14 protein-coding genes and 1 pseudogene are annotated in these 16,085 nt (G+C 65.2%); 11 read left to right on the plus strand and 4 right to left on the minus strand.

Translation table 11 applies throughout. From position 1 onward, the window contains the following. Positions 1-101 precede the first annotated feature (101 nt). Positions 102-680 (minus strand): annotated as a pseudogene (locus tag ACGHJ7_RS05520) (IS1595 family transposase); the annotation flags it as partial. A 585-nt stretch (positions 681-1,265) separates the two neighbouring features. On the opposite strand from ACGHJ7_RS05520, the gene ACGHJ7_RS05525 reads away from it, so the two are divergent. Beyond that, complete coding sequence (locus ACGHJ7_RS05525; RefSeq protein ID WP_390475215.1) at positions 1,266-2,303, plus strand: LacI family DNA-binding transcriptional regulator; 1,038 nt, start codon at positions 1,266-1,268, stop codon at positions 2,301-2,303. Positions 2,304-2,333: 30 nt separating this feature from the next. On the opposite strand, the gene ACGHJ7_RS05530 is transcribed toward ACGHJ7_RS05525, so the two are convergent. After that, positions 2,334-3,872, minus strand: coding sequence for a fatty acid--CoA ligase (locus ACGHJ7_RS05530; RefSeq protein WP_390475218.1), 1,539 nt, complete (start codon positions 3,870-3,872; stop codon positions 2,334-2,336). A gap of 191 nt (positions 3,873-4,063) precedes the next feature. Between ACGHJ7_RS05530 and ACGHJ7_RS05535 the strand changes: the two genes are divergently transcribed. Beyond that, positions 4,064-5,062 carry a diacylglycerol/lipid kinase family protein gene (locus ACGHJ7_RS05535; RefSeq protein ID WP_390475220.1) on the plus strand — a complete coding sequence of 333 codons (999 nt, stop codon included), beginning with the start codon at positions 4,064-4,066 and terminating at the stop codon, positions 5,060-5,062. A gap of 13 nt (positions 5,063-5,075) precedes the next feature. Next, a complete protein-coding gene (locus ACGHJ7_RS05540) occupies positions 5,076-5,981 on the plus strand; it encodes a hypothetical protein (RefSeq protein ID WP_390475223.1) in 906 nt (301 codons plus the stop codon). A gap of 26 nt (positions 5,982-6,007) precedes the next feature. Here the strand turns inward: ACGHJ7_RS05540 and ACGHJ7_RS05545 are convergent, their stop codons facing one another. Further along, complete coding sequence (locus ACGHJ7_RS05545; RefSeq protein ID WP_390475226.1) at positions 6,008-6,508, minus strand: DUF2141 domain-containing protein; 501 nt, start codon at positions 6,506-6,508, stop codon at positions 6,008-6,010. Positions 6,509-6,717: 209 nt separating this feature from the next. On the opposite strand from ACGHJ7_RS05545, the gene rpe reads away from it, so the two are divergent. Genes rpe through purH form a run of 3 tightly spaced genes read left to right on the plus strand, consistent with a single transcriptional unit; the run spans position 6,718 to position 10,942 of the window. After that, complete coding sequence (gene rpe / locus ACGHJ7_RS05550) at positions 6,718-7,386, plus strand: ribulose-phosphate 3-epimerase (protein WP_390475228.1); 669 nt, start codon at positions 6,718-6,720, stop codon at positions 7,384-7,386. Continuing rightward, positions 7,386-9,329, plus strand: a complete 1,944-nt coding sequence (locus ACGHJ7_RS05555; RefSeq protein ID WP_390475231.1) for a heparinase II/III family protein — start codon at positions 7,386-7,388, stop codon at positions 9,327-9,329. Before rpe ends, ACGHJ7_RS05555 begins: the two co-directional genes overlap by 1 nt. A 23-nt stretch (positions 9,330-9,352) precedes the next feature. Further along, the gene (gene purH / locus ACGHJ7_RS05560) at positions 9,353-10,942 is read left to right on the plus strand and encodes a bifunctional phosphoribosylaminoimidazolecarboxamide formyltransferase/IMP cyclohydrolase (protein ID WP_390475233.1); all 1,590 of its coding nucleotides are present in this window, start codon (positions 9,353-9,355) and stop codon (positions 10,940-10,942) included. A gap of 10 nt (positions 10,943-10,952) precedes the next feature. Here purH and ACGHJ7_RS05565 read toward each other — a convergent pair whose 3' ends face one another. Continuing rightward, positions 10,953-11,909 carry an META domain-containing protein gene (locus tag ACGHJ7_RS05565; protein WP_390475234.1) on the minus strand — a complete coding sequence of 319 codons (957 nt, stop codon included), beginning with the start codon at positions 11,907-11,909 and terminating at the stop codon, positions 10,953-10,955. Positions 11,910-11,920: 11 nt separating this feature from the next. On the opposite strand from ACGHJ7_RS05565, the gene ACGHJ7_RS05570 reads away from it, so the two are divergent. From ACGHJ7_RS05570 to ACGHJ7_RS05590, 5 genes are all read left to right on the plus strand, one after another. After that, positions 11,921-12,082, plus strand: a complete 162-nt coding sequence (locus tag ACGHJ7_RS05570; protein WP_390475237.1) for a hypothetical protein — start codon at positions 11,921-11,923, stop codon at positions 12,080-12,082. Between the two features lie 58 nt (positions 12,083-12,140). Further along, a complete protein-coding gene (gene msrA / locus ACGHJ7_RS05575) occupies positions 12,141-12,776 on the plus strand; it encodes a peptide-methionine (S)-S-oxide reductase MsrA (RefSeq protein WP_390475594.1) in 636 nt (211 codons plus the stop codon). 72 nt (positions 12,777-12,848) lie between these two features. Further along, a complete protein-coding gene (locus tag ACGHJ7_RS05580; protein WP_390475238.1) occupies positions 12,849-13,316 on the plus strand; it encodes a Fur family transcriptional regulator in 468 nt (155 codons plus the stop codon). Between the two features lie 78 nt (positions 13,317-13,394). Continuing rightward, positions 13,395-15,317: a 1-deoxy-D-xylulose-5-phosphate synthase gene (dxs, locus tag ACGHJ7_RS05585; protein WP_390475240.1), complete on the plus strand. Its 1,923-nt coding sequence runs from the start codon at positions 13,395-13,397 to the stop codon at positions 15,315-15,317. A gap of 19 nt (positions 15,318-15,336) precedes the next feature. Beyond that, the gene (locus tag ACGHJ7_RS05590; protein WP_390475243.1) at positions 15,337-16,059 is read left to right on the plus strand and encodes a hypothetical protein; all 723 of its coding nucleotides are present in this window, start codon (positions 15,337-15,339) and stop codon (positions 16,057-16,059) included. Positions 16,060-16,085 lie beyond the last annotated feature (26 nt).

The following is a 16,085-nucleotide window of genomic DNA, read 5'->3' on the forward strand; positions in this document are numbered from 1 at the left end:
GACAAAGGTGCAAGGTGCTAACGCTGCGTGAAGCCATCGGCCAAGGTAACTCGACCATTTCATCACGGATCATCAAGGCGAGAGTGGCGACTAAGACGCCTTTACTCGGACTGTGCAGGCGATGGCAGGAAAGTCGAAATCAGCTCCGGAAACATCGTCTTCGGACGATTGGGACGATTGAAGCGGAACTCGAACTTTTTGGCATAGGAGCCGAGGTATCTCGGGCTAACGCTGACGTGCGCTCCGGAGATTGCGCATTTTAGATGCCGCCAGAAGTTGTCGTTGCCATTGACGGTTGCACCATTTGCCAAGACATATTTGTTAATCGAGTGATCAATCTGCTTCTGCCAATAGCCATTCAACGTCGACAAGCCGCCGTAAACAACGTACGAATCAGTGTGGATTTGGCTGTAGGGGCGCACGTTCTTGACGATATGGTGTGGCAATGTGCCGCTTTTACGGCTTGGAACCATTTCGGTGACAACATCGCCGCTCTCATTGAGCATCCCGAAGACGACTGTTCTGCCTTTGCCGCCCATACCGTTGCGGCGATATCCGCCAACCAACGTTTCATCGATCTCAACCGTCTTAAAGGGACCGCCAATGGGCTTGTCGCCGTCAACGTCCGCCATGTACTCGCGGATCAGCTTCGCCATGGGCCAAGCCGTCTTGTAGGTGACGCCTAGCTGACGCCGCTATTCCTCGTTCGATACGTCGTGGCGCAACGTGGTGAACAGTTGGATGGCATAAAACCAAAGCTGTAACCGTGTGCGCGTCTTTGCAAACGGGGTGCTCACGGTTGGGTGCGATGGTGGCCGCACCGCTGACCACGAATAAGCGCGCTCTGCCTTGATGCGAAGCCCCTTAGACGCGCGCTCACACTTGGCACTCGAAGCCTTCGCCAAAGCGAACATCAATGAGGTCCTGGAGACAAGTCTCGTCGTCAGGAAACTGGCGGAAGAATTGGGCGGTAGTGAGGGGTTTTGTTGTAGTGCCCATTATACAGCCACAAACCGTTTCGTATGGTAAGGGGATACACCCAATTGGGGGCTGTTCGTGGCTTATTCGTTCATTATTCCGCAGATTCTGGTCGCGTAAACGTCTGTTTTCTGCGATTTTCGGCACTAGGCGTTGTCTTCCGAAGGTAGAGGTCACAGGTGTGAATCCTGTCGGTTGCGCCAGCTTTTCTGTACTTTTCGGCGGCCTCCTTCACCCGCGCGCCGTGCGAGCTTGCCCGTTCGTGGTGCCGGCTCTATCCGGGAGGGATGGGAGCGGAGGTCAAGAAGGCGCGGCGGGTCACCTCGATCGATGTCGCCGAGGCTGCTGGCGTGAGCCAGTCGACCGTCAGCCGTGCGCTGTCCGGATGCGACAGCATTACGGAAGCGACGCGCAGCCGCGTGATAGAGGCCGCGCGCAAGCTCCAGTACCGCGTCAACGAACATGCAGCGCGCCTGCGCCGGGGCAGCACGGGCACGCTGGCCGTAATCGTGATCGGCCGGGCGGGCGCTGCGCCGGGCGCGATCAATCCCTTCCATTACAAACTGCTGGGCGCGGTCTGCGCAGAAGCTTCGGCACGCGGGCTCGATGCGCTCGTCTCGTTCCAGTGCGACCCCGCGCAGTTCTACCACGACTATATCGAGAGCGGGCAGGCCGACGGCATCATCCTGATCGGGACGACGGTGAACACGCCTGCCTGGGATTTCCATGCCCCGCTGCTGGAACGGGCAAACGTGTCGAGCTGGGCTTCGCCGTTCGACAAGGAAGTGGAAATCCGGTCCGACAATGCAAGCGCTGCCCGCATCGCGGTGGAGCGGCTGGCACGCGCGGGGCACCGTGCCGTAACCTTCGTCGGCCAGCCGACGGGCGACCAGCCCCAGTTCGGCGAACGGTATCGCGGCATGGTCGCGGCGGCGGAAGATGCGGGGCTTGCCCATGACTGTATCGTGCCGCCCAGCAATGCCACGCGGGCCGAGGAAGGGCGCGCCGCGATCCAGGCCATGATGGCCTCCGGCAAGCCGATGGATGCCCTGTTCTTCGCCTGCGATGCGCAGGCGCTGGGCGGTCTCGGCGCGCTGGCAGAGGCCGGGTGCGACGTGCCCGGCGCTGTCGGCGTCATCGGTTTCGACGGAGTGGAGGGCGGGGCGCACAGCAACCCGCCGCTCACCACGATAGAACCGGATTTCGCGCAGGCCGCCCGCCTGCTGGTCGAACGCAGCCTGTCCGGCGAGGAGCCTGAAGAGGGCGAGGGCGGGACGGCCCGCGCACCGGTCCGCCTGGTGGAACGGGCCAGTGTTTCGAGCTGAGGGGCGCGGGTTTTCGCCGCCTGCCCGTGCCTAGCTGACCTGTCTTTCCTGCCCTTCCCAATAGGGCGCGCGCAGTTCCCGGCGCAGGATCTTGCCCGACGGATTGCGCGGCAGGGCCTCGATGAAATCGACCGATTTGGGGCATTTGAAGCCCGCGATGCGCTCTTTGGCGTAGGCAATCACGCCGTCCTGCTCGAGCGAGCATCCCGGTTTTGCGACCACCACGGCCTTCACAGCCTCGCCCCATTTTTCGTCCGGCACGCCGATCACGGCGACATCGGCGATATCGTCATGCCCGTAGAGCGCGCTTTCGACCTCGGCCGGATAGACGTTCTCCCCGCCGGTGATGATCATGTCCTTGATCCGGTCCTGGATGAAGAGATAGCCTTCCTCGTCCAGTATGCCGGCATCGCCCGTCAGCAGCCATCCGTCCTCGGTCAGCGTCTTCGCGGTCTCTTCCGGCCGGTTCCAGTATTCGATCATGACGCAGTCGCTGCGGATTGCGACCTCGCCGATTTCGCCGGCGGGCAGGCGCCTACGGTCTTCGTCGAAAATGGCGATTTCGACGCCCGGCAGCGGCTTGCCTGCGCTGCGCATCTTGTCTTCGCGCCCCGGCCGGTGGTCTTCCGGGGCCAGGCTGACGACCGTCCCCCAGGTTTCGGTCATGCCGTAGAGCTGGGCGAATTCGCAGCCCAGCCGATCGACCCCTTCCTTCAGCAGGTCGAGCGGGATGGGGGACGCGCCGTATGTCAGCCCCTTCACGCTGGAGAAGTCGGCATTTTCCGCATCGGGATGGGCCAGCATGATCCGCAGTGCCGCCGGGACCAGGAATATCCATTTCACCTTGTGCCTGCGAATATCGGCGATGGTCAGCGCCGGGTCGAATTCGGCATGCAGGATCAGCTCTGTCCCCGCCTGCGCGGCGTTCATTGCCGATCCCAGCCCGGCGATATGGCCATAGGGCATGGCGAGGATCATCGTGTCGCCGGGTTCCGCGCAGTACCAGTAGATACCTTCGCGCTGCAGCACGGGCCTGAGATTGGTGCCGTTCCAGTGGCTGAGGACGACGCCCTTGGGCCGCCCCGTCGTGCCCGAAGTGTAGAGCTGCACCACCGGATCGTCGCGGGTGACCTCTGCCGTGACGGGGGCATCGGACTGGCTGTCCCGCCACTGCGCGAATTCCTCGCCCATCGCGATCTTGCGGCCCGCGAAGGACACGCCGGAAAATTCGTCTTCCACGAACAGGACGGGGGCGGTGCTGTCTTCCAGGATCCAGGCGACCTCTGCCGGGGCGAGGCGCCAGATGACCGGCACGATGACGAAACCGCCCCGGGCCGCCCCCAGAGTCAGTTCCACCGCCTGGTCCGAATTCTTGCCCAGATACGCGACCCGGTCGCCCTTCCGCAGGCCCAGCGCGGCAAGGCCGTTCGCGATCTGCGTCGCCCGCCGGTCATACTCGGCGAAGGTGGTCACCCGCTCGCCGAACCGCAGGGCCGGGGCATCGGGCTGCGCCTGCGCGTGATGGGCCAGTGCGTCTCCGAACGTGTCGTGGTTGATTGCCTCGGTCATCGGTCTCTCTCCAGCGGTCCGGTGCGAATCGCCCGGATCTCGTCTTGCGTACGAGAGTGTCTGCCTTCGCCGCCTGCGTAAAGCGTTGCTGCAAATCGACGTCCAAGGGCTGCCAGCGGACGGTCATCGGTGACATCGGCCATGCAAAGGCTGGCATGGACGCGCCGAATGCGCTTATGCGGGCAGCAACCATGGCCGACCCAGCGCGACCCGATACGAACAAGAGGCTCAGTGCAGAGCCCGGACTGCCCGTGACCGGCGTGCTGTATAATCCGCGCAGCCACCGCAATCGCGGGAACGAGCCGCGCGAACTCGATTACCCGGTCATCCGTGTGGAGCAGCCGCAGCGCCGCCGCGATCTGAAGGCTGCGATGCAGCGCTTCGTCGACAGCGGGGTGGAACTGCTGGTCATCAATGGCGGCGACGGGACGGTGCGCGACGCGCTGACCGGCGGAAACATGGTGTTCGGCGACGACTGGCCCGCCCTTGCCGTCCTTCCCCGGGGCAAGACCAATGCGCTGACCATCGATCTCGACATGCCGCGCAGCTGGTCGCTGGAAGAAGCGATCCTGGCCCACCGCGACGGGCGCAAGCTGAAACGCCGGCCCCTGGTGCTGGAGCCGATGGGCGAGACGGACGATCCGCTTGTTCGCCTCGGCTTCATTCTCGGCGCAGGCGCATTCGTCGCGGCGATCGACAGCGGGCAGGGCGCACACCGGCTGGGCGCATTCGAAGGGCTGGCCGTGGGCGCGACTGCGACCTGGGGTTTTCTTCAGATGCTGTTCGGGTCGGACCGCAATCCGTGGAAACGGGGCGCGCCGATGGATGTGAAGCTGGGGCCGGACCTCGAACCGCTGCCGCACAGCCGCCATGGCGAGCCATCGCGCCGCAGCGCGCTTTTCGCCTCTACCCTGCAGCGTTTCCCCGCCGGGCTGGACCCGTTCAGCGAACTGCCCGGCCCGATCCGCGTCTTCGCCGTCGACCGGTTCCTGCGCCGCTTCGCATTCCAGCTGCCCCCGATCCTGAAGGGCTGGCGGCCGGACTGGATGGCGGAAGCGGGGCTGCACCGGGCCAGCACCGACCGCATCGACCTCGACCTTGGCGACGGCTTCATCCTTGACGGGGAGCGTTTCGATCCCGGGCGCTATTGCGTGACCCCGGGTCCGGAACTGACCTTCGTGGTTCCGTGACGGCTGCCGGGCGATGACGGGCAGCCTTAAAGAACGCGTCGCCGGGGCAGTGGCGCGGGATGTCCGGCCCGAAGTGGCGGCGTTCGCAAAGGCCCTGGCGCAGGAGACGGGCGCGGTCGCCGCGCTGTTCTACGGCTCCAACCTCAGGACGGAATCGCTCGACGGGGTGCTCGATTTCTACCTGCTTCACGAAGGGCCCCAGCGCGAACGCATCTGGCCGCGCGTCAGCTATCACGAACGCCCCGCGGGCGAGGAAATGCTGCGCGCCAAGGCGGCGACGATGAGCATGGGGCAATTCGCGAAGGCTGCCCGCGGGGACAGCCGCGACACCACCATATGGGCGCGCTTCGTCCAGCCCAGCGCGCTGGTCTGGGCCCGCGACGACGCCGCGCGCGACGCGGTGCTCCTGGCGCTGGCCGATGCCGCCCGCACTGCGGCGCGGCTGGCGGCGGCGCTGGGGCCGCGCAGCGGACAGGCCGCCGATTTCTGGCGCGCGCTGTTCAAGGCGACCTATACGGCGGAATTCCGGGTCGAGAAAGCGGGGCGGGAGGATTCCATCCTCTCGGTTAACGCAGCCCATTTCGACGGCCTGCTGCCGGCGGCATGGATTGCGGACGGCCTCGCCTTCGAGCAGGTCGGCGGCACGCTCGCCCCTCGGTTCGCGGCGGGCGAGCGCCAGCGTATCCTGCGCTCGTGGGCAAAGCGGCAACGGCTCGGCAAGGCGCTCAACATCGTCCGGCTCGGGAAAGCGACGACGACCTTCGAAGGGGCCGCGAAATACGGTGCATGGAAGGTCGAGCGGCACACCGGCGTGGCGCTGGAAGTGACGCCCTTTGCCGAAAAACACCCGCTACTGGCCGCGCCCGGCGCGCTCATCCGCGTGCTGCGGGCAAAGCGCGCCGCCAATCGCGACCTTTGAAGTCCGGGTGTGCGTTCGGATGACCGTCAGAAATACCGCATCTGGATAGTGATGCTCTCGACCCCGTTACCGACATCGAACCGGGTCTTCTTATAGCTCGGCTTGCCGAGGTTGAAGATATTGATCGACGGGTTGTTCGACATCGCACCGCCGTCGGCGCGGATATCGGTCTTGCCGTTGCCGTTGACGTCGTGGCGCACGGCAACCCCGTAGGTGCCGGCCGAGGGCACGGGCATGCAGAAGGTCATCGTGCCGGCTTTCGCAGGCGCTTCCATCCGGTAGATCCAGCGGCCCGATTCCAGCCAGTCGGCTTCCGTCCCGCGATAGGATTGCACCCGCACGCGGCCCGACGAAGACTTGATCCCCTGCACCGTCACCCGCACGGCAGGACCGGCGCCGGCGGCGCACTTGCCCATGTCGTTTGAGATTTTCTGCCGGTACTGTGCCGAAGCCGGCGCGGAGATGCCGCCTGCGACGAGGCCGACGCCCATCACGGCGGCAAGCGCGTATTTCGAAGCTGTCTTCATAAAATCAGTTCCCTTTCGGGCGCCTTTTTCAAGCAGGCCTGCCCGTATCCTTGCGCTGCTATTTAGCCGGTTGGCTGTGAATTCAGCGTGAATTGGCGCGATCCGTGCGCCTTTTGCGGTGTATCGATGTGGATAAGGAAAGACGCGTCGTTGATGCATGATTCGCGCCTCAGCTAGGAGTACCCATCGCAGCAGAGCCCGAACATACCATGCCGCCAAAACAGCCGCTGATTTCCCCTAGCATCCTGTCCGCCGATTTCGCGCGCCTGGGCGAAGAAGTGCGCGCCGTCGACGAGGCGGGTGCGGACTGGATCCATGTCGACGTGATGGACGGACATTACGTCCCGAACATCACGATCGGCCCGATGGTGGTGAAGGCCCTTCGCCCGCATTCGAAGAAGGTGTTCGACGTCCACCTGATGATCTCGCCGGTCGATCCCTACCTGCAGGAATTCGCCGATGCGGGCGCGGACATCATCACCGTCCATCCCGAGGCGGGGGCCCATGTCCACCGCACCGTGCAGGCGATCAAGGGCATGGGCAAGAAGGCGGGCGTGTCCCTCAATCCTGGCACGCCGGTGGAGGTGCTGGACAATCTGATGGACATGATCGACCTCGTCCTGGTGATGAGCGTCAATCCCGGCTTCGGCGGGCAGAGCTTCATCGACAGCCAGCTGGCAAAGATTTCCGCCATCCGGGAAAAGATCGATGCCAGCGGCCGCGACATCCACCTGGAAGTGGATGGCGGGGTCAATCCCGAAACCGCGAGGCAATGCGTCGCGGCGGGGGCCGATGTCCTCGTTGCGGGTTCCGCCACGTTCAAGGGCGGGCCCGATTGCTACGCGGCCAATATCGCCGCGCTGAAAGGCGAGGGCTGATGACCGACCGGCTGGACTCCCTGCATGCGGGTGAGGCCCGCGCGGAGACGGACTTGAACGCCGAAAACGGTGCGGTCGAAACCGGGGCGTCCGAAGCCGGGGCAGACAGCCAGCTGGCCATCCCGCTGAGCGGCGGTTCGGCCAGATCGGGCGACCGCACGGACGATCTCGTGGTCGATGCACAGGGGTCCACGGTCGAGCGGGAAGTGAATGCCCGCATCCTCGAGCCTTCGCGCGCCCTGGTGCCGAGCGATCTTGCCGCGCCAACGCTGGGGGCGGCCGACCGCTTCCTGCGCTTCGCCTATCGCATGGGCATTCCGGGCCATACGCTGACGTCCCCGCTCAAACGCCCGGCGCGTCCGCGCGTCGCGGCGATCGTCGACGGCCCCCTGAGCGGCGACCGGGCCAGCGGCGTTGCCCTGCGGGCGGGCCATTTCCTCGTGCACGGCGTCAAGGCGCCGATCGCGCAGATGGACTTTGCCTCGTCCTCCGTCCGGCTGACGCCGCCGTTCCAGCGTGTCGTCCACGGCTTTGCATGGATGCGCGACCTTGCCGGCGCCTGTCCGCGGCAGCAGGCAGCCCCGGTCGCCTCGCGCATCACCGCACGCTGGCTCGATGCCAATCCGCGCCCCGGCAAGGGCGCGGCCTGGGATGTCGAGCAGGTCGGCAATCGCCTGCTGGCATGGCTCGTCCATGCCCCGCTGGTCCTCGACGACGTCAAGCTGCGCGACCGTCTGCTGGATTCGATGGCCGAAACCGCGCGCTGGCTCGATCGCAATGTCGGCAAGGCGCAGGACGGCATCGGCCTTATCACCGGCTGGACCGCCATCGTCGCTGCAGGGCTGCTGCTGTCCGATGGCCGCGCCCGTCGCCTGTTCGGCGAAGCGGGTCTGGCCCGGGCGCTGGGCGACTGCATTGCAGAGGATGGCGGCGTCCTGTCCCGCAGCCCGCTGGCGCAGATGGATGCTCTGGCCCTGCTGGTGGAGCTGACCGCCTGTTACGAGGCGACGGACCGCGACCCGCCCGAAGCCATCGCGACGATGATGGAACTGCTCGTCCCGCCGCTTCTGGGCCTGCTCCACGGCGAAGCGGGTCTGGGCAACTGGCAGGGATCGGGCGCCACCCCGACGGAGAAAGTCGCGGCGCTGGTGCGCGCCAGCGGCGTGCGGACCCGCCCGCTGAAGGACGTGCGCCAGTGGGGATACCAGCGCGCGACCGGTGCGAAGACGGTGCTGCAATTCGATGCCGCGCCTCCGCCTCTGCCGCGTCATGCCCGCACGGGCTGCGCCAGCACGCTCGCTTTCGAGATGTCGGACAATGGCCAGCGCCTGATCGTCAATTGCGGCGGCGCTGCGCTGGCCGGCGGTATGGTCCCGCACCGGATCGAACAGGGCCTGCGCGCCACCGCCGCGCATTCGACGCTGGTGCTGGACGACGTCAATTCGACGGCTGTGCATATAAAGGGGCAGCTGGGTAGCGGCGTGAACGAGGTCGAGGTCGACCGGCGGCAGCTGAAGACCAACCAGGGCGCAGCCACCCGTATCGAGGCCACGCATGACGGCTATGCCGCGCGTTACGGATTGCACCACCGCCGCATCCTCGTCCTGCGGGACGATGGCAGCGAGCTGCGCGGGGAAGACGTGCTGGTTCCGGTGGGCAAGAAGGGCAAGCGCGGCAAGATCGGCTTCGCCATTCGGTTCCATATCGGCCAGGGCATCGACCTGCGGCTGAGCGACGACCGGCGCGGTGCCAGTCTCGGCCTGCCCGACGGGCGGCTGTGGCAATTTCGCGTGGCAGGCGATGCCGCCGGTGAACTGGGTATCGAGGAAAGCATGTGGGTTGACGGGCAGGGGCGTCCCCAGCCTATCGAGCAGCTGACATTGCAAGGACTGACATCGCGCAGCGGCGGGAGCTTCTCCTGGTTGTTCAAGCGGATGAGCTGACCAAAGACGGGAAAGACGAATACATGGGTGATGTAACGATCCGCCGGGCCCTCCTTTCGGTGTCCGACAAAACCGGTCTTGCCGATCTGGCAGGCAAGCTGGCGAAGGCCGGGGTTGAGCTCATTTCCACCGGCGGGACCGCACGGATGCTGCGCGAGGCCGGGATGGATGTGCGCGACATCTCGGACATCACCGAGTTTCCGGAGATGATGGATGGCCGCGTCAAGACGCTCCATCCAAAAGTGCATGGCGGATTGCTGGCCGTGCGCGACGATGCGGACCACGCCGCCGCGATGGAAACCCACGGAATCGGCGCCATCGACCTCGTGATCGTCAATCTCTATCCCTTCGAAGCCACCGTGGCGAAGGGCGCGGAGCGGGACGAGATCATCGAGAACATCGATATCGGCGGACCCAGCATGGTTCGTTCGGCTGCAAAGAATCACCGCTATGTCACGATCGTGACCGACCCGGCGGATTACGATACGCTCGCCAGCGAACTGGCGGACGGCAATGGCGCGACCTCGCTCGACTTCCGCAAGCGAATGGCGGCCAAGGCCTTTGCCGCCACCGCTGCCTATGATTCCATGATCAGCCAGTGGTTCGCCTTTTCCGACCAGGGCCAAACCTTCCCGTCGATGCTGGCGGTGAATGGCCGCGACCCGGTGGAGCTGCGCTATGGCGAGAACCCGCACCAGAAAGCGGCGCTCTACACCCCGGTCGGCCCACATGCGAAGGGGATCGCGCAGGCCAGCCAGGTGCAGGGCAAGGAGCTGAGCTACAACAATTACAACGACGCCGACGCCGCGCTGGAACTGGTCAGCGAATTTTCCGGTGAAGAGCCTGCGGTCGTCATCGTGAAGCACGCCAATCCGTGCGGCGTCGCGCAGGCCCCGACCCTGCTGGAAGCGTGGGAAGCGGCGCTCGCCTGCGACAGCGTGTCCGCCTTTGGCGGCATCGTGGCGGTCAACCGGCCGCTCGACGGGCCGACCGCGGAAGCCATCTCGAAGATCTTTACCGAAGTCGTCGTCGCCCCATCGGCTGACGATGCCGCGCGGGAAGCCTTTGCGAAGAAGAAGAACCTGCGCCTGCTGCTGACCGGCGATATGCCCGCACCGCGCCGCGGCGGCTTGCTGGTCAAGCCGATTACCGGCGGCCTGCTGGTCCAGACGCGCGACAACGGCGCGATCACGCAGGACGAACTGAAGGTCGTGACCAGGCGCGAACCGACGGCACAGGAACTCAAGGATTGCCTGTTCGCCTGGACCGTAGCGCGGCACGTGAAATCGAACGCCATCGTCTATGCGAAGGACGGGGCGACGGCGGGCATCGGCGCAGGCCAGATGAACCGCCGCGATTCCAGCCGGATCGCCGCGATGAAGGCGGCGGAAGCGGCGGAGAAATACGACTGGCCGGAACCGCGCACCGTGGGCAGCGCTGTGGCGTCCGATGCCTTCTTCCCCTTCGCCGACGGCCTGCTGGCCGCAGCCGAAGCCGGGGCGACCGCCATCATCCAGCCGGGCGGCTCGATCCGCGACGACGAGGTGATTGCCGCCGCCGACGAGCGCGGCCTTGCGATGGTCTTCACCGGGATGCGCCATTTCCGGCACTGATCGGCAGGGATCAGCCGGGCATTCGCTCCAGTTCGATCGGCTGCCATCCCGTCAGGGTTAGCCGGTCGCCGCGGACTTCGTATCCCGTGACCGTGCGAAGGGCACCAAACAGCCGGGCATCGGCCTGCATCAGCGCGTCCTCGCATCGCCTCAGCGTGGTTGGCATCGAATCGAGCACGAGGCTACCGGGCCGGGGCGAGCGATAGGACGAGCCCCCGCTGTTGCAGCCCGTCCCGCCACCGATATAGTCGTGCGAAATCGTGACGCGGGCGTCTCGCGCGCCGTCCCACGCCTCCCCGCCAATCGACAGGACACGCCATTCGCCCTGTAATTCGGGCCGCGGCCCCTGTGGCCGGCCGAGCACGGCGCGGGTCCCGTCGGCAGAGGTCAGCACCAGCGAACCGTCCTCTTCCAGCGACCATCCGCTTGCCCGGTCGATGAATTCTGCCAGCAGCCTTTCCAGCGAGGCGGCCTGTGGACCGGAGCACTTGCCGATGATGACCGCCTCCCTCCGCGACGTTCTGAGATCGCCGCCGGGCGTTGCCTCGTAGAAGGCCGGATGTCCGCCCCCGCAGCCCGCCTCGTGGCTGAAGAAGGTTTCGCTCTGGAAATTGACGATGCCCTGATTGCCCGAAAACGGGGTATTGCCCACACTGCGTACTGCCCACTGCCCCTCGATAGCTGCGAAGGCCGATCCCGGACCCGTCACCGTTTCTTCGCTCGCAACGGCGGGAATGTCCGCGTTTTCTCCGGAGGGAGCGGGCGCCGGCCGGTCGGAACCGGGTTCGGCAGTACAAGCGGCCAGCAGGAGGGCAGAGACCGACGCTGCGATCAACCGGCTGCTACCTGTAATTTTCGGCAGGGTGAAAATCATGCGCAGCGCGCTCCCGATATGGCGGGCGGATGTTTGCGCGCCCGTGCCTGAACGGCGCGCAACCGGGCGGTTCAGCGGCTTGTAAACGGTCATGGTGTAACCACATGTCTGAAAACATCGAAAGCACCCCCATGTTCAAGTTCAAACGCGACCTTTACGCCAGTTTCGGCATCGGATTCCTCATCGGCCTCGGCATTGTCGGCGCGGCCTTCGCGCCGGGCGACCTGTCTGCCATTCCGCAGGCCGTTGCAGCGACGGTCGGCTGACGGTTCCTCGCCCGTGAAACGAACTCTCCTCCCCCTTCTGGCCGCAGCAGGTCTGGTCATGTCCGGTTGCCAGGGACCGGCCCTGGCGGCGGAAAACCACCTGAAGGCACCCGCGGCGGACCGCGCGGCGAAGGAAGCGCCCGGCCTGAAGACCGCGGTTTTCGCCGGTGGCTGCTTCTGGGGCGTGGAGGCCGTGTTCAGCCATGTCAAAGGCGTGACCAGCGCGGTATCGGGCTATCACGGCGGCACGAAACGCTCGGCCAGCTACAAGCTCGTCTCCAGCGGGATTACCGACCACGTTGAGGCGGTGAAGGTTACCTATGACCCCAGCGTGGTGCGCTACGACGAATTGCTGCGCATCTTCTTCTCGGTCGTGGCCGATCCGACGCTGAAGGACCGGCAGGGCCCGGACCGCGGGCCGCATTACAATGCCGAGATCGTTCCGCTGAGCAGCGAGCAGCGCACGGTCGCGCTGACCTATCTTTCGCAGATCAAGCGATCGGGGAAATGGTCCAGGCCCATCGTCACCCCGATCCGGCCTGCAAAAACCTTCTACCCGGCGGAAACCTATCATCAGGACTTCGCCGCGAAAAATCCGAACCACGGATACATCTTGCGCTGGGACAAGCCGAAGGTCCGCGCGCTGGCGCAGTTCTTCCCCGAACATTACCGCGCCAGCTTCCGCCGCAATTGACCCTGCCCCCCTTCCGGCGCGTTCGGCAGGCGGGTCTGGCGAAGCGGCTTTGCCGTCGCTACATTGCCGGACATGAGTGAAACACACGCACCGGGCCACCGCGAACTGGCGGGCGAAGCCTTGTCGGATGCGGCGAAGGCGTCGCTCGAATCGAGCGGCGAGCGCTGGACCGGCATGCGCGCCGAAGTGTTCGAGGAACTGGCCAGCCACGACCGGCCCGTTTCCGCCTACGACATCGCCGACAACCTCTCGCGCAAGCGGGGAAGCCGCGTCGCGCCCAACAGCGTTTACCGCATCCTCGACATCTTCGTGAACGGCAACCTCGCCAACCGGATCGAGAGCGCGAATGCCTTCCTCGTCAATACGCATCCCGGTTGCCGCCACGACTGCGTGTTCCTGATCTGCGACGATTGCGGCACGGCCAGCCATTTCGACAATGACGAATTGACCGGTGCGCTGCGCCGGGCCGGGCAGGCCAAGGGGTTCTCCGATGTCCGCCCGGTGGTCGAACTGCGCGGCCTGTGCAGCGACTGCGCCTGAAGCCCTGATCTGCATACGGGGGCGAGGGTTGCTCTCGTTCATCGACAGGTCCCATTTCCGCGTGTAAGCGATTGGGCCATGACGACCCGCCCCGATACGCCGCTGCTCGACACCGTCGACACGCCCGAAGACCTTCGCAAGCTGAAGCCGGAACAGCTTCGGCAATTGTCCGATGAATTGCGGGCCGAGATGATCGATGCCGTCGGCAGCACCGGCGGCCATCTGGGCAGCGGGCTGGGCGTGGTGGAGCTGACCACGGCGATCCATTATGTTTTCAACACGCCCGACGACAAGCTGATCTTCGATGTCGGCCATCAGGCCTATCCGCACAAGATCCTGACCGGGCGGCGCGACCGCATCCGCACCCTGCGGCAGGGCGGCGGACTTTCCGGCTTCACCAAGCGGAGCGAGAGCGAATACGATCCCTTCGGCGCGGCGCATTCCAGCACATCGATTTCCGCCGGGCTCGGCTTTGCCGTGGCGAACAAGCTGAACGGCGCGCCGGGCAAGGCGATCGCGGTGATCGGCGACGGCGCGATGAGCGCCGGGATGGCCTACGAAGCGATGAACAATGCCGAACAGGCGGGCAATCGCTTGGTCGTGATCCTGAACGACAATGACATGAGCATCGCGCCGCCGGTGGGCGGCCTGTCGGCCTATCTCGCGCGAATGGTATCCTCCAGCGAGTATCTCGGCCTGCGCAGCCTCGCCTCGCGCATCACGCGCAAGCTGTCGCGCCGGGTGCACAAGGCGGTCGACAAGGCGGAGGAATACGCTCGCGGCATGGTCACCGGCGGCACCATGTTCGAGGAACTGGGCTTTTACTATGTCGGCCCGATCGACGGGCACAATCTCGATCACCTCGTGCCCGTGCTGGAAAATGTGCGCGACAGCGAACAGGGCCCGGTCCTGATCCATGTCGTAACGACCAAGGGCAAGGGCTACCAGCCCGCCGAAGACAGCGCCGACAAGTATCACGGCGTGCCGAAATTCGACGTCGTCACCGGCGAGAAGGCGAAGTCCAAGGCCGGGCCGCCCGCCTACCAGAACGTGTTCGGCGAAACGCTGGCGAAGCTGGCCGAAACGGACAGCCGCATCTGCGCCATCACCGCCGCCATGCCGAGCGGTACAGGCGTCGACAAGTTCGCCAAGGCGCATCCCGATCGCAGTTTCGATGTGGGCATCGCCGAACAGCACGGCGTGACTTTCGCCGCGGGGCTGGCGGCACAGGGCATGCGCCCGTTCGCCGCGATCTACTCGACCTTCCTGCAGCGCGCCTACGACCAGGTGGTGCATGACGTGGCGATCCAGAACCTGCCCGTGCGCTTCGCCATCGACCGCGCCGGGCTGGTGGGGGCCGACGGCGCGACCCATGCGGGCAGCTTCGACATTACCTATCTGGCGACCCTGCCGAATTTCGTGGTCATGGCCGCCGCGGACGAGGCGGAACTGGTCCACATGACCTATACCTCCGCCGAATATGACGACGGGCCCATCGCCTTCCGCTATCCGCGCGGCAATGGGGTGGGCGTGGACCTGCCCGAAACGCCGCAGAAGCTGGAAATCGGCAAGGGCCGCGTAGTGCGCGAAGGGACCAAGGTCGCCCTGCTGTCGCTCGGCACGCGACTGGCAGAGGCGGAAAAGGCGGCCGACCAGCTCGAGGCCAAGGGCCTGAGCACGACCGTGGCCGACATGCGCTTCGCCAAACCGCTCGATACGGCATTGATCGAGCGTCTGATGAAGAGCCACGAAGTGGTCGTGACGATCGAGGAAGGCGCCATCGGCGGCCTCGGCGCGCACGTACTGACCCATGCCTCTGACGAGGGCCTGACCGATGCGGGGCTGAAAGTGCGCACGCTGCGCCTGCCCGACATGTTCATCGACCACGACGACCCGGTAAAGCAGTATGACGAGGCCGGCCTCAACGCGCCCCACATCGTCGACACAGTGCTGAAGGCGCTGCGGCATAATTCGGCAGGTGTCGAAGAGGCGCGGGCCTGATTCCGGATCGGACTGAGGCATGGTGAACATCAGGAGAGCCCTTGCCTGGACCGTCGCCACTGGCGGGGCGCTTTGTCTGGCCTTTGGTGGAGCGCAGGCCCAGCATCCCTTGGTGAAGCAGCGTTTGCAGGCTTGGGACAACGCTGCGCCTACCCCATCGGCGGCGGAGATCGAGCCTGTGGTTCGGCAACTTCTGGAGGAACTTTATCCCCTGTCCCCAGCCTGTGCCGATGGGGAAATTGTCATTGAAAACGTGAGACCGGCGACGGCGGACCGATTCATTTTCCGCTCTGTCGCTATGCGGCAACTTAAAAACGGGTGGTTCGTGGAAACACGCTTGCCATCATGCGATTCCGAGCCTGTTCGTTTTCAGATCATGCAGACGGGCGATGGCAGCATGCGCGCTATCCGGGTAAATCGGGGTAATTCGATTGCGTGGGATTCCCTCTTCGTCGACACCCTCCCCCTGGCGAAGCTTGCAGCCATATCCGCTTTGAAGCGCATGGGCGTGGATTGTTCCGAAGATACGCAATTCACTCTTGGTGCGACACGCGTTGAGGCGCGAGGCGAAGATCTAGCCGAAGACAGCTTTGGAATACGCTATTCGGGAAGCTGGGCGGAAGTCTGGCCCCTGGTCGGCTGCGATCACCGCGTTGACATCCTGATCGAATTCACTGCCGACGGCGACGGCGGCGCCTACACGAATATTCCTGGCGATAGGGTGGCGGTCGCGGTCCGTTAATGGTTCTGGCTGGGCCTGGATCGCGC

The organism is Altererythrobacter sp. MTPC7 (assembly GCF_042851395.1).
Classification (GTDB): Bacteria; Pseudomonadota; Alphaproteobacteria; order Sphingomonadales; family Sphingomonadaceae; genus CAJXSN01.

What these genes read in the sequence shown, in the direction of transcription:
- ACGHJ7_RS05535 (WP_390475220.1), top strand. Translation starts at nt 4,064, where the DNA reads ATGGCCGACCCAGCGCGACCCGATACGAACAAGAGGCTCAGTGCAGAG.
- ACGHJ7_RS05545 (WP_390475226.1), bottom strand. Translation starts at nt 6,508, where the DNA reads ATGAAGACAGCTTCGAAATACGCGCTTGCCGCCGTGATGGGCGTCGGC.
- ACGHJ7_RS05590 (WP_390475243.1), top strand. Translation starts at nt 15,337, where the DNA reads ATGGTGAACATCAGGAGAGCCCTTGCCTGGACCGTCGCCACTGGCGGG.
- purH (WP_390475233.1), top strand. Translation starts at nt 9,353, where the DNA reads ATGGGTGATGTAACGATCCGCCGGGCCCTCCTTTCGGTGTCCGACAAA.
- ACGHJ7_RS05530 (WP_390475218.1), bottom strand. Translation starts at nt 3,872, where the DNA reads ATGACCGAGGCAATCAACCACGACACGTTCGGAGACGCACTGGCCCAT.
- ACGHJ7_RS05525 (WP_390475215.1), top strand. Translation starts at nt 1,266, where the DNA reads ATGGGAGCGGAGGTCAAGAAGGCGCGGCGGGTCACCTCGATCGATGTC.
- ACGHJ7_RS05570 (WP_390475237.1), top strand. Translation starts at nt 11,921, where the DNA reads ATGTCTGAAAACATCGAAAGCACCCCCATGTTCAAGTTCAAACGCGAC.
- rpe (WP_390475228.1), top strand. Translation starts at nt 6,718, where the DNA reads ATGCCGCCAAAACAGCCGCTGATTTCCCCTAGCATCCTGTCCGCCGAT.
- msrA (WP_390475594.1), top strand. Translation starts at nt 12,141, where the DNA reads ATGTCCGGTTGCCAGGGACCGGCCCTGGCGGCGGAAAACCACCTGAAG.
- ACGHJ7_RS05565 (WP_390475234.1), bottom strand. Translation starts at nt 11,909, where the DNA reads ATGACCGTTTACAAGCCGCTGAACCGCCCGGTTGCGCGCCGTTCAGGC.
- ACGHJ7_RS05540 (WP_390475223.1), top strand. Translation starts at nt 5,076, where the DNA reads ATGACGGGCAGCCTTAAAGAACGCGTCGCCGGGGCAGTGGCGCGGGAT.
- ACGHJ7_RS05580 (WP_390475238.1), top strand. Translation starts at nt 12,849, where the DNA reads ATGAGTGAAACACACGCACCGGGCCACCGCGAACTGGCGGGCGAAGCC.
- dxs (WP_390475240.1), top strand. Translation starts at nt 13,395, where the DNA reads ATGACGACCCGCCCCGATACGCCGCTGCTCGACACCGTCGACACGCCC.
- ACGHJ7_RS05555 (WP_390475231.1), top strand. Translation starts at nt 7,386, where the DNA reads ATGACCGACCGGCTGGACTCCCTGCATGCGGGTGAGGCCCGCGCGGAG.